The sequence below is a fragment of the Citrobacter sp. Cpo037 genome, from assembly GCF_030332945.1.
Classification (GTDB): domain Bacteria; phylum Pseudomonadota; class Gammaproteobacteria; order Enterobacterales; family Enterobacteriaceae; genus Citrobacter; species Citrobacter portucalensis.
Genome location: NZ_JAOWGW010000055.1, coordinates 142,844 through 156,063 on the forward strand (window position 1 = coordinate 142,844; position 13,220 = coordinate 156,063).

The 13,220-nt window shown below is 53.6% G+C and carries 11 protein-coding genes; 3 read left to right on the forward strand and 8 right to left on the reverse strand.

Going from position 1 to position 13,220, the window contains the following annotated elements:
• Positions 1-8: 8 nt before the first annotated feature.
• The gene (tgt, locus tag OGX94_RS10490; protein WP_003021535.1) at positions 9-1,136 is read right to left on the reverse strand and encodes a tRNA guanosine(34) transglycosylase Tgt; all 1,128 of its coding nucleotides are present in this window, start codon (positions 1,134-1,136) and stop codon (positions 9-11) included.
• Positions 1,137-1,344: 208 nt separating this feature from the next.
• Positions 1,345-2,409: a tRNA preQ1(34) S-adenosylmethionine ribosyltransferase-isomerase QueA gene (queA, locus tag OGX94_RS10495; protein ID WP_032942525.1), complete on the reverse strand. Its 1,065-nt coding sequence runs from the start codon at positions 2,407-2,409 to the stop codon at positions 1,345-1,347.
• A gap of 90 nt (positions 2,410-2,499) precedes the next feature.
• Between queA and acpH the strand changes: the two genes are divergently transcribed.
• On the forward strand, positions 2,500-3,081 hold the full coding sequence (acpH, locus tag OGX94_RS10500) for an ACP phosphodiesterase (protein WP_003830978.1): 582 nt from the start codon (positions 2,500-2,502) through the stop codon (positions 3,079-3,081).
• A 168-nt stretch (positions 3,082-3,249) separates the two neighbouring features.
• Positions 3,250-3,852 (forward strand): peroxiredoxin, encoded by a 603-nt coding sequence (locus tag OGX94_RS10505; protein WP_003021524.1) that lies wholly within the window; start codon positions 3,250-3,252, stop codon positions 3,850-3,852.
• 121 nt (positions 3,853-3,973) lie between these two features.
• Here the strand turns inward: OGX94_RS10505 and OGX94_RS10510 are convergent, their stop codons facing one another.
• The 3 genes from OGX94_RS10510 to OGX94_RS10520 form a co-directional block, all read right to left on the reverse strand.
• A complete protein-coding gene (locus tag OGX94_RS10510; RefSeq protein WP_257661413.1) occupies positions 3,974-5,842 on the reverse strand; it encodes an amidohydrolase in 1,869 nt (622 codons plus the stop codon).
• A 21-nt stretch (positions 5,843-5,863) separates the two neighbouring features.
• Positions 5,864-6,409, reverse strand: a complete 546-nt coding sequence (locus tag OGX94_RS10515; RefSeq protein WP_003830975.1) for an antibiotic biosynthesis monooxygenase — start codon at positions 6,407-6,409, stop codon at positions 5,864-5,866.
• A 173-nt stretch (positions 6,410-6,582) separates the two neighbouring features.
• A complete protein-coding gene (locus OGX94_RS10520; protein WP_003830974.1) occupies positions 6,583-7,224 on the reverse strand; it encodes a hydrolase in 642 nt (213 codons plus the stop codon).
• Between the two features lie 273 nt (positions 7,225-7,497).
• Here OGX94_RS10520 and OGX94_RS10525 point away from each other — a divergent pair, with 273 nt between their 5' ends.
• Positions 7,498-8,400 (forward strand): LysR family transcriptional regulator, encoded by a 903-nt coding sequence (locus OGX94_RS10525; protein WP_003830973.1) that lies wholly within the window; start codon positions 7,498-7,500, stop codon positions 8,398-8,400.
• On the opposite strand, the gene malZ is transcribed toward OGX94_RS10525, so the two are convergent.
• The 3 genes from malZ to brnQ form a co-directional block, all read right to left on the reverse strand.
• A complete protein-coding gene (gene malZ / locus OGX94_RS10530; protein ID WP_257661411.1) occupies positions 8,394-10,211 on the reverse strand; it encodes a maltodextrin glucosidase in 1,818 nt (605 codons plus the stop codon). The genes OGX94_RS10525 and malZ overlap by 7 nt on opposite strands.
• A gap of 138 nt (positions 10,212-10,349) precedes the next feature.
• Positions 10,350-11,723, reverse strand: a complete 1,374-nt coding sequence (gene proY / locus OGX94_RS10535; protein ID WP_003021504.1) for a proline-specific permease ProY — start codon at positions 11,721-11,723, stop codon at positions 10,350-10,352.
• Between the two features lie 81 nt (positions 11,724-11,804).
• Entirely contained in the window at positions 11,805-13,124 is a 1,320-nt protein-coding gene (brnQ, locus tag OGX94_RS10540) for a branched-chain amino acid transporter carrier protein BrnQ (RefSeq protein WP_003021501.1), read from the reverse strand.
• Positions 13,125-13,220 lie beyond the last annotated feature (96 nt).

The window sequence follows — 13,220 nt, forward strand, 5'->3', positions numbered from 1 at the left end:
TATTAAAATTAATCAACGTTCACAGGTGGAACTGGTCTACCCTGACGTTGGTAAAAATCGGTCACGAAGCTCTCTAATTTACCCTCTTCAATAGCCTTGCGTAAACCCGCCATCAAACGCTGGTAGTAGCGAAGGTTATGAATCGTGTTGAGTCGCGCGCCCAATATTTCGTTGCAACGGTCGAGATGATGCAAGTAAGCGCGCGAATAATTGCGACAGGTGTAACAATCACACTCAGCATCGAGCGGACTGGTGTCGCTTTTATGTTTCGCGTTACGAATTTTTACCACGCCGTCAGTCACAAACAAATGACCATTACGGGCATTTCGCGTTGGCATCACGCAGTCAAACATATCGATACCGCGACGCACGCCTTCAACCAGATCTTCTGGTTTGCCGACGCCCATCAGGTAACGCGGTTTATCTGCCGGAATCTGCGGGCAAACATGTTCCAGAATGCGGTGCATATCTTCCTTCGGCTCACCGACAGCCAAACCGCCGACAGCGTAGCCATCAAAGCCGATATCTACCAGACCTTTGACGGAGATATCACGTAAATCTTCGTAAACACTGCCCTGAATGATGCCAAAAAGCGCATTTTTGTTGCCGAGGCTATCAAAACGGTCACGGCTGCGCTTCGCCCAACGCAAAGACATCTCCATTGAGCGTTTAGCATAGTCCCAGTCGGCCGGATACGGTGTACATTCGTCGAAGATCATCACGATATCGGAACCGAGATCGTATTGAATCTCCATCGACTTCTCGGGATCGAGGAAAATCGGATCGCCGTTGATCGGGTTACGGAAATGCACGCCCTGCTCGGTTATCTTACGGATATCGCCCAGGCTGAACACCTGGAAGCCGCCGGAATCGGTAAGGATTGGCCCTTTCCACTGCATGAAATCGTGCAGATCGCCGTGCAGTTTCATGATTTCCTGACCCGGGCGCAGCCACAGGTGGAAAGTGTTGCCGAGGATGATCTGCGCGCCGGTCGCTTCAACTTCTTCCGGCGTCATGCCTTTTACTGTGCCGTAAGTACCGACCGGCATAAAAGCAGGCGTTTCTACTACGCCACGATCAAAAACCAGGCGGCCACGGCGAGCGCGACCGTCTGTGGTATCCAGTTCAAATTTCATTTTTTCTCCTGCATCAGAGAGACAGTCTGATGATTAAACTTTCCCCACGGAATCACTCCACGGAGTAAAAATATATTAACCCACTGGCGAAGGCGCAATCGGCGCAGCCAGTTTGGGGGCGACCAGCGCACAGCCACCGGAGCGTACACGCAGTACGTGAGGATGGCGAGCACTGCCCGACATCAAAATGGCAAGTGAGATAGCCTTCTCACGGTCGCTCAGAAATAGCCTGCGGATTGTACGTGATAAACATGGCATCCCCGTAACTAAAAAAGCGATATTCCGCTTTTACCGCTTCATGATAGGCGTGCATGGTGTTTTTATAACCAGCAAATGCGGAAACCAGCATAATCAGCGTCGATTCCGGCAGGTGGAAGTTGGTGACCAGAGCATCAATCACCTGATATTTATAGCCTGGATAAATAAAGATTTGTGTATCGCCGAAGAACGGCTCGATGAGATCGTTTTTGGCCGCCTGCGCCGCACTTTCCAGTGAGCGAACGGACGTTGTTCCCACGGCTATCACGCGATTACCGCGCGCTTTCGCCGCCAGCACCGCGTCCACCACATCCTGCGGCACTTCCGCATATTCAGAATGCATAATGTGGTCTTCGATGGTGTCTACGCGCACCGGCTGGAAAGTACCCGCGCCAACGTGCAGGGTGACGAACGCCATTTCAATGCCTTTATCGCGCAGTTTAGCCAGCAGCGGATCGTCAAAATGCAGACCCGCGGTCGGCGCAGCGACGGCACCCGGTTTTTCGCTGTACACGGTCTGGTACAGCTCGCGGTCGGCGTCTTCATCCGGACGGTCGATATACGGCGGCAACGGCATATGGCCGATGGCGTTGAGGATATCCAGCACGCTGCGTTCGTCGTTAAACTCAACTTCAAACAGCGCGTCATGGCGGGCGACCATCGTCGCTTTAATACTTTCGTCGTCGCCCAGCAGCAGCTCGGCACCCGGTTTCGGCGCTTTCGAGGCACGAATATGCGCCAGAATACGTTTGTCATCCAGCATACGCTCGACCAGCACTTCAATCTTGCCGCCGCTGGCTTTACGACCAAACAGACGCGCAGGAATGACGCGGGTGTTGTTAAAGACCAGCAAGTCTCCAGGGTTGAGCTTGTCGAGCAAATCGGTGAAAGTACCGTGCGTCAGCGCGCCCGTCGGCCCGTCCAAAGACAGCAAGCGGCAGCTACTGCGCTCAGCTTGCGGATAGTGGGCAATCAGGGATTCGGGTAGTTCAAAGGTGAAATCGGTAACGCGCATGACACTGACTCAGACTAAAATAAGAGGCGGGTAGTCTAGTGCCGGGGCGTTCTCCCTGCAACCTTTACCCCTCTGGATAAACGTTTAACTATGAATTTTCTTGCACATTTGCATCTCGCTCACCTTGCCGATAGCTCGCTTTCCGGCAATCTGCTGGCCGATTTTGTCCGGGGTAATCCGGAAACGCACTACTCGCCTGATGTGGTAGCAGGCATCTTTATGCATCGTCGTATCGATGTGATGACCGATAACTTACCGCAGGTGCGTGAAGCCAAAGAGTGGTTTCGTAGCGAAACGCGCCGCGTCGCGCCGATTACGCTGGACGTTATGTGGGATCATTTTCTGTCGCGCCATTGGTCGGAAATCTCACCTGACTTCCCGCTGACGGACTTTGTGCGCTATGCCCGTACCCAGGTAACCACTATTTTGCCGGAATCGCCGCCGCGCTTTATCAATCTGAACAACTATATATGGTCAGAGAAATGGCTTGAGCGCTACCGGGACATGGATTTTATCCAGAACGTCCTGAACGGCATGGCCAGCCGCCGTCCACGGCTCGATGCCCTACGCGACTCATGGTATGACCTCGATACGCATTACGATGCGTTAGAAGAACGATTCTGGCAGTTTTATCCGCAAATGATGGAACAGGCGCGGTGCAAAACCCTTTGATCGCAGCCCGTATTCCCCGCCGGATAAGCAGTAGCCACCGTCCGGCAAAAGATTGATAGACAAAACCTGTCTCATTGATTGCCAGCGCCTCTTTGTCTTATTCCCGAACACTCTCTATACTGGCCCGCGTTGCGTTCCAAAAACCCCTTAACTTTGCAGGAGAATTATATGGTACTGGTAACTCGTCAGGCTCCGGATTTCACAGCAGCTGCGGTACTGGGTAGCGGTGAGATCGTTGAAAACTTCAACTTCAAACAGCATACCAACGGTAAAACCACCGTTCTGTTCTTCTGGCCGATGGACTTCACCTTCGTTTGCCCGTCTGAACTGATCGCATTCGACAAACGTTACGAAGAATTCCAGAAGCGCGGCGTTGAAGTTGTTGGCGTTTCCTTCGACTCTGAATTTGTCCACAACGCATGGCGTAACACCCCTGTCGACAAAGGCGGCATCGGTGCAGTGAAATACGCAATGGTTGCTGACATTAAACGCGAAATCCAGAAAGCCTACGGCATTGAGCACCCGGAAGCGGGCGTTGCGCTGCGCGGTTCTTTCCTGATCGACGCTAACGGCGTTGTTCGCCACCAGGTGGTTAACGATCTGCCGCTGGGTCGTAACATCGACGAAATGCTGCGCATGGTTGACGCGCTGCAGTTCCACGAAGAGCACGGCGACGTTTGCCCGGCACAGTGGGAAAAAGGTAAAGAAGGTATGAACGCGTCTCCGGACGGCGTGGCAAAATACCTGACCGAGAACGTTTCCAGCCTGTAATTGGCATGAATCGACGAAAGGCCCGCAAATGCGGGCCTTTTTTATTGTTCGCAGATCAGATAAGCGATTGCGTCACTTTCCGTTAGTATCGCCAGTGACGATACGCTTATCCAAACCACAATTAAAACGCGAAGCAGGAGCAGCCAAGCGCGCCCCAGAAAGCCCGGTCATCTGACACCGGAATCCCCGATTTCCGCGCAATATCATGCTGGTGACCGTGTACACCGCAGCTACCGCAGCACTGGTGCATCTGCACCATTGCGCCAATTTTCGCCGCAGCAGTTGGCGCTGAGCGATAGTGCCCCGGCACCTTCACTACCGGCGACCAGTCCGGCACAACCGGAATAGCAGGTGGTGCCAGCGGGGTGAAATGCCCGGCGGCGTAAACCACTTTGCCATCAACAATGGTCATTACCGACTCAATACCTTTAATCTCTTCTTCCGGCACGCTGAAGTAATCTTTGGACAGCACCACCAGGTCGGCCAGTTGATCTTTCTCGATGCGCCCTTTCTTACCCTGTTCGCTGGAGAACCAGGCGCTACCGGCCGTCCACAGTTCCAGTGCCACATCGCGTGGCAGGCGATTGTTATCATCATACATCGCCATACCACCAACGGTACGGCCCGAAACCAGCCAGTAGAGCGCGGTCCACGGGTTGTAGCTGGCCACGCGTGTGGCGTCAGTCCCCAGTCCGACCGGAACGTCAGCCGCCAGCATTTTCGCCACCGGCGGTGTATGTTTGACCGCATCTTTACCGTAGCGATCGACAAAATATTCGCCCTGGAACGCCATGCGGTGCTGAACCGCTATCCCGCCCCCCAGCGCTTTTACACGCTCGATATTCCGTTCGGTAATCGTTTCGGCGTGATCGAAGAACCAGTGCAGACCATTGAACGGGATATCACGATTTACCTTCTCAAACACGTCCAGCATTCGGCTGATGGATTCATCGTAGGTAGCATGCAAGCGGAACGGCCAGCGGTGCTCAACCAGGTGTCGCACCACGCGCTCCAGCTCATCTTCCATACCTTCCGGCAGATCCGGGCGTGGCTGGAGGAAGTCTTCAAAATCCGCGGCCGAGAAAACCAGCATTTCCCCTGCCCCATTGGCACGATAGAAGTCGGTTCCCTGCCCTGGCTTGAGCATATCAGTCCAGCGTTCAAAGTCTTCCAGTTCCTGCTTCGGACGCTGGGTAAACAGGTTGTAGGCAATACGCACCGTCATCTGTTTGTTGGCGTGTAACTGCTCAATGATCTCGTAATCTTCCGGGTAGTTCTGGAACCCGCCGCCCGCATCGATGGCGCTGGTCAGTCCCAGACGGTTCAGCTCGCGCATAAACTGACGGGTCGAGTTAACCTGCATTTCCAGCGGCAGTTTTGGTCCCTTTGCCAGCGTCGAGTAAAGGATCATCGCGTTCGGTTTAGCGATCAGCATTCCGGTCGGGTTGCCGTTGCTATCACGCACAATCTCACCGCCCGCCGGATCCGGCGTCGCTTTGGTATAGCCAACCGCTTTCAGCGCGGCGCGGTTGAGCAAAGCCCGGTCGTAGAGATGCAGAACAAAAACCGGAGTATCAGGAGCGGCTTCATTCAGTTCTTCGAGGGTTGGCATGCGACGTTCGGCAAACTGGAATTCACTCCAGCCGCCCACCACGCGTACCCATTGTGGCGACGGCGTTCTGTCAGCCTGGTCTTTGAGCATGCGTAGCGCGTCCGCCAGTGACGGCACACCCTCCCAACGCAATTCCAGGTTGTAATTCAGTCCACCACGAATAAGGTGCAGGTGCGAATCGTTCAGGCCAGGGATCACCGTATGCCCTTGCAGATCGACAACCTGCGTCCCTTCAGCGGTAAAGCTCATTACCCGTTCGTGGCTACCGGTCGCCAGAATTTTTCCGTTGGCGATCGCCACCGCCTCGACCTGAGGACTTTGTCTATCGAGAGTATGAATTTTTCCGTGAGTCAGAATCAGTGTGGCAGTTTGAGACATAACAATCTCCTGAGATACCGGTCAGGCTTTTTTCAGCCATCCGGCAAACAGACGGGTTACGATGGGCATCCAGAACCAGACCACCAGCGCAACCACAAAGGCATCATTGATGAGATGCAGGAGTAACGAGCCCTTCATTGCAGGCAGCACAATGCCGGTCAACCACGGCACCAGATTGGTGCTTGGAAATATCACCAGCAGGGTTATCAGAAACTGTTTCCAGCGTTTGGGCTGTCGTACATGGGGCGCGGGCGGCGTAAACCAGAATGCTGCTTCGGTGCGAATTTCGGTTTTGTCACCTTCAGCCAGCAGTGGAGCAATCTCTTCGACCAACACGCGGCGCGTATCGGACTGGGTCCAGCTATACAGATGCTCAAGCGTGTCGAAGCGGATAATGATGTTCCACAGGTTGTTGCCATCTGCCGGGCGAATCACGTTCGCCCCGAGATGACCGGGAAATTCAGCCGCTACAGGCATGATTTTCCCCAGCCACTGCTCATACCGCTGCGCCTGCTCAGGTAGCAGAGTGTGAGTAATTACCAACGTCACATGTTTGTTCTGCGCCATGAAGGGTTCCTTGTTGACAGGAAACAGGCCGCTTAGGCCCGGAAAGTAATACACAAAATCATTCATGGTGCATCGAGGCGGCAAGGTTGTGGATCCCCGGGAGCTTACATAAGTAAGTGACCGGGGGACGCAAACGAAGCCAACAAAGATGCAACATGAAGGATGACGTGTATTTAAGCTTTACGTTCCGGCGCGCCATGCACCATGGTATAGGCATAATCCACGCCCATACCGTAGGCACCGCTGTGCTCGCGTACCAGATCCATTACGGCGTCGTAGGTTTCTTTGCGGGACCAGTCGCGCTGGTACTCGAGAAGAACCTGTTGCCAGGTTACGGGTACGGCACCAGCCTGTACCATGCGGTCGATAGAACGCTCATGAGCATCTACGGACGTGCCGCCGGAGGTATCCGTTACCACATAAACTTCATAGCCTGCCTCCAGTGCCATCAGCGCTGGAAAAGTCAGGCATACTTCGGTCCACAGCGCGGAGATAATCAGTTTTTTACGCCCGGTCGCTTCCACCGCTTTCACAAACGCCGTATCTTCCCAGGAGTTCATTGAGGTGCGTTCAATGGGTTTGACATCAGGATGAACCGCTAACAATTCCGGCCAGATATATCCGCTAAAACTTTTAGTTTCTACAGAAGTATAAATCACCGGAACATTGAATATTTTCCCGGTTTTCGCTAATGCCACGGTATTATTTTTTAAAGTCTGGCGATCAATATTCGCCACACCGAATGACATTTGCGGCTGATGATCAATAAAAATAAGCGTAGAGTTTTGAGGGTCAATCAGTTCCCGAATAGACATAGCACACCTTCTTAATCAATAAGTTAAAAGGCAACGGTCTGTATCTGCCGTCAGCAGCAGGATCCTGAATCAGAAAGCTTGTTGAGTATAGCGGGAAATTTCTAACGAGTTATTAAAGAAAACTTACCATCCAGTGAAACTATTAATTTTGTGTTGCGATATATCCTAAACAACATCAAAAAAATGCGCATGACTCATCTAATTTATTCACTGGCATTGTTTTTCTTCATTCGGTACAACAGAAGGGTTTAATTTTCAGGATATTTTCTGCTTATGCGCATTAATCTGGATGTTTTGCTTATTCTCGACGCTCTCGACAAACAGGGTTCATTTGCCGCAGCGGCCGAGTCGCTGTTTAAAACCCCTGCCGCACTCAGCTATATGATTCAGAAGCTGGAAAGCGATTTGAATATCGAGCTGCTTGACCGTTCCGGGCACCGGGCAAAATTTACCGATACCGGACAGATGATGCTGGAAAAAGGGCGTTTGCTGCTGAATGCGGCAAAAGATCTCGAAAAACAGGCGGTACAGCTGAGTTCAGGCTGGGAAAAAGAGCTGGCAATTGCGCTGGACGACTCCTTCCCTTTCGCTGCGCTGTTACCCATTATCGATGAATTTCATGCGCTGAATAAGCAAACTCGCCTCAGTTTTACCCACCATACGCTGGCGGGCTCCTGGGAGGAACTGACCCATAATGGAGCCGATATTATTCTGGGGGCAATTAATGAACCGCCAACGTCTGCAGCCTGGTCCTATAAAATGCTCGGCACGTTGGACAATGTGTTTGTCGTTGCGCCTGAGCATCCGCTGGCCGCAGCAGCAGACGGCCTGACCAACGAACAGTTATGCCTGCATCGCGCGATTGTTATCAGCGACAGCGCCCGCTTCTGCCATCCGTTACAAACCAATCTGATGGAGGAACAGGCGCAAATCCGCGTCGATGACTTCCACAGTAAGGTGATGCTACTGCGGGCCGGTATGGGCTGCGGATTTCTCCCCCGCCATATTGCCAGCCCGTGGCTTACCACGGGCGAGCTGGTGGAAAAAACGGTTATCTCATTTCGCCAAAAAGACGTGGCTTATATGGCATGGCGCAATAACCGCGATGGGCTGGCACAGCGCTGGTGGCGGGAAACGCTGCTGGCAAGCCCGGAGATTGCGCGCTTATATCAATGACCTATCCATACCGAGGCGGAAATCGCCGGCAGCGTCAGGATATCGTCGGTAAGCATACCGTTGCCCTCTTTGTGCTGCCATTGACTCACGCTCAGTAATGGCGAGGCTGGCAGGACCACTTCACAAGCGTGGCCACGGTTAATCGCCACCAGTACGCGCTGTCGGTTTAGCACGCGAACAAACACCACCACGTTATCCTCGGCGTAAATCACCTGGCAACCACCGTGGCGAAGCGCCTGATTCTGGTGGCGTAATTTTGCCAGCCGCTGATACAACGCCAGCAGAGTAGCGTCCTGTTTTTCAGGCTGCCACGGGAACGGTTTGCGACAAAACGGATCGTTGTTCCCGTCCAGCCCCACTTCGTCACCGTAGTAAATACAGGGCACGCCAGGCCAGGTAAACAGCCATACCACCGCTAGCGGTAACCGTGCGACGTCTTTACCGAGCAGAGATTTAAAGCGGGCGGTATCGTGGCTGTCGAGCTGATTAAACATCCGCAGCTGTTGCTGATGCGACAACCCCGCGCGGTAGTTATCCATCCACGCCATACAGGTCTGGGCATCAATGGATTGCGGGTCGTATGAGATATCGGTATTGGCGAGGAATCCCCAGAGGGGGAAAGTAAAGCCGCGATAGTTCATGGCGGCATCTTCTGCATCAGCCTGCAACCACTGGCGCGCATCGCCAAAATGCTCACCCACCACATACGCCTCTGGCTGGGTTTCTTTTGCCGCCTGCGTAATTCCGGCCACATGTTGTAGGTTGTTACGTGCGCCTCCGGCCTCTCCCAGCATGTGCACCACATCAAGACGCCAGCCGTCCATACTCCACGGCACTTTCAGCCAGTGGCGGACGATACTGTCTTCACCACGATAAATTTCATTCACCAGGCTTTCCGAAGAAAAGTCCAGCTTGGGCAGGCTGGAATATCCCAGCCAGTCGAGCGCAACGCCGTCGGCTGAGAAATGATACCAGTCGCGCCAGGGGGATTCTGGATTATGGCACGCCCCGTCCGTCCCCCGATTATGTCGGTCAAACCAGGCGTGCGAATCGCCGCTATGGTTAAAGACGCCGTCGAGAATCAGACGCATGCCCTGCTGTTGGGTGTTGTGCCGCAGACGCAGTAGCGCCCTGTCGCCGCCAAATTGCGGATCAACATGACGGTAATCTTCGGTATCGTATTTATGCACGCTCGGGGCGGTAAATACAGGATTCAGGTACAGCGCCGTGACCCCTAACGTTTTCAGGTACGGTAGCTTTTCGCTGATGCCGTCCAAATCACCGCCATAGAACGTGGAGCCACCGGCCTGAGCCGTAAGCGGTTCATCCCATTCGCGCCGTAAGATGTCGTGTCCGGCGGCGTGGTGGTAATAGACGTTATCCTGGCCCGCTTCACGCGACTGGCTGCGGGCAAAACGGTCCGGGAAAATTTGATAGAAAATCTGATCGGCAACCCACTGCGGACCGTTATCCGGCACATCAACCGCAAACTGCTCCAGACGCGCAGGCGGAAAACGGCCGAATCCCTGCGGGGTGAACCACAGCTGACGATCGGGCCAAAGTAATTTAAAGCTATAGCGTCGACGAGGCTGCCCGCTGGAGAGATCGATCGCCGCTCGCCACGCGGTCACGCCCGGCTGCGGCTGGCTGCGCTGCTTGTGCATAGCCAGCGAAATCTCTTCGTTATCGTTTTCTGCGCGTAGCGTCACCCGCTGGGGTGGATTTTCCCCCGCCAACCATAATGTAATCGTCAGTTGATCTTTGTTTTGCTTAACAAATGGGGCAACCGGAAGGTGCCAGGCGTTCAACATCACGTATCCCCTTTGATGATAATGACGTCACCTTGCCATAGCGAAGTGCAGGATCACTCATCATCTTAACGTTTATTGGGGGAGGAGTTCGGGGGAGGAGAAAATTGCCGGGTAACGCAAAGCTACCCGGCAAAAATATTACTGTGCTTCAGCCAGTTGGCGCTCGCGACGGCGCTTGAATCCCCAGCCGACCAGCAGCAGAACAATCCACGCAAAGCCGACGTACAGCGAAATGCGGGTATCCGGATGATAGCCGATGAGCGCGATGATAAAGACCAGGAAAATTAGGCCAACAACAGTCGTCGTTACCCCACCCGGTACTTTAAATTTCAGCGCTTTGACCTCTTCCGGCGGCAGACGACGACGGAAAGCAATCTGCGACAACAGGATCATAATCCACACCCATACCGTGGCGAAAGTCGCCAAAGAGGCGATCACCAGGAAGACGTTTTCCGGCATGATGTAGTTAAGATACACCGCAAACAGCAGCGCGATAGTCATCACCATTACCGTCACCCATGGCACGCCACGACGCGACGTCTTGGCGAACATTTTCGGGGCACTGCCCTGCTCCGCCATGCCGTGCAGCATACGCCCCACACCGAAGACGTCAGAGTTAATAGCCGACAGCGACGCAGTCAGAACCACAAAGTTGAGGATTCCGGCAGCAAAGGTAATACCCATATGCTGGAACGTCATAACGAACGGGCTACCGTCGGTACCCACCTGGTTCCACGGGTAGATAGACATAATGACGAACAGCGTCCCCACATAAAACACCAGGATACGCATTGGTACGGAATTGATGGCGCGCGGAATAGATTTTTCCGGATCTTTGGCTTCGCCTGCGGTAATCCCGATAATCTCGATCCCGCCATAGGCAAACATCACCATTTGCAGCGACATCACCATGCCGAGCCAGCCGTTGCTGAAGAAGCCACCGTTGCTCCATAAGTTATGGATACCGGTTGGTTGTCCGCCGTTGCCAATCCCCCAAATGATGATACCGAAACCGGCAACAATCATGATGATAATGGTGGCGACTTTGAAGAACGAGAACCAGAACTCCAGCTCACCAAACACCTTCACGCTCATCAGGTTGATGGCGCAGATAATCAGCACCACGCTGAGTACCCAAATCCAGTGCGGTACCGCCGGGAACCAGACGCCCATGTATATGCCGAAGGCTGTCACGTCGGCAATGGCGACAATCAGGATTTCAAAACAGTAGGTCCAGCCGGTAATGTAGCCTGCCAGCGGTCCGAGGTTTTCCTGCGCATAGCGCGAGAAGGAGCTGGCTGCCGGGTTATGAACAGACATTTCGCCCAGCGCACGCATAATAATGTACGCTGCGACACCGCCGATAATATAGGCCAGCAACACGCTTGGCCCCGCCATTTTGATGGCGTCGGCCGAGCCGTAAAACAGCCCGGTACCAATTGCTGAACCTAATGCCATAAAGCGGATGTGCCGGGTGCTCAGCCCACGCTTTAGCTTGTTATTACTTTCCATCGATTCCTAACCTGTTAACACAATAAAAAAACCACGGGGCCATGTTAATAGCCCCGTGGTTAAAACTTATTGTCAGTGATATTAGTGTGCGCTGGAGGTCACTTGTCGACCCGCGGCGCGATCCCAGATAACTGCCAGGACCACCATCACGACTGTTGGCATCAACCACGCCAGCCCCTGCTCCGCCAGCGGTAAACGCTGGGTCCAGGCCGGTAACACGTCGCCAATTGCAGAAGCTTTAATGCCATCAAGGATACCAAAAATCAGGCTGATAAACATCGCAGGTGCAATGACGCGGGAAGAATTATGCCACCATGAGCGGGTAAAGCTTAATACAACCAGTGCGATACATGGCGGATAGATAGCCGTCAGCACCGGAATAGAGATCTGAATCAGATGGCTCAGACCCAGGTTAGAAACCACCATCGAGAAGCCGCCGAGGATAAATACCAGCGTACGATAAGACAGTGGAACGTACTGGGCAAAGAACTCTGCGCAGGCGCAGGTCAGGCCAACCGCGGTGACCAGACAGGCGATGAAAATCAGCGCCGCCAGCAGGAAGCTTCCTGCACCGCCAAAGGTGTGCTGAACATACGCATGCAGAATCGCCGCGCCGTTAGCAGACTGATCGACCAGAATCGCGCTATCTGAACCCAGACGGAACAGCGCGAGATACAGCAGCGTTAAGCCCACACCCGCCATTAAACCCGCCCAAACGGTGTAACGGGTCAGCAGACGCGCTTCAGTAACACCACGCGAGCGAGCGGCGTTAACGATAACAATACCAAACACCATCGCGCCCAGCGTATCCATGGTCAGATACCCGTTCACGAAGCCATTAGAAAACGCCGCAGTTTGATAGGCTTCCATCGCATTACTGATCGGGCCTGCAGGCCAGACGATTGCAGCGACAGACAGGACCACCAGCGCCAGGATTTTCAGCGGTGCCAGGAAATTACCCACCGTATCCAGCAGTTTGCCTGGATAAAGCGAAACCAGAATGACAATCGCGAAATAGATAACACTATAGATAAACAGCGGCAGCGCAGAGTCACCAGTCAGCGGTGCAATCCCGACTTCGAAAGAGACCGTCGCGGTACGCGGGGTAGCAAATAACGGCCCAACGGCCAGATAGCAAACGGTCGCCAGCAGCAGACCGGCAACTTTACCGATAGGCGTGCTCAGTCGGTCCACACCACCGCCGACTTTCGCCAGCGCGACAACGGTAAGTACCGGCAGGCCAACGGCGGTAATCAAAAAGCCAAAAGCCGCAGTCCAGACGTGTTCACCTGCCTGCAAACCAACCATTGGGGGGAAGATGATGTTACCTGCACCAACGAACAGTGCAAATGTCATAAATCCCAAAGCGATAATATCGCGCGATTTTAACTGATGGGTCATAAAGTCTTACTGCCTGTGGATGTGGTGTTGAAAATAGTAAATTTTTGCCTTTCCCTGGGGGACAATACAGCGGCATTTTTGCTCAATTCCAGCGGG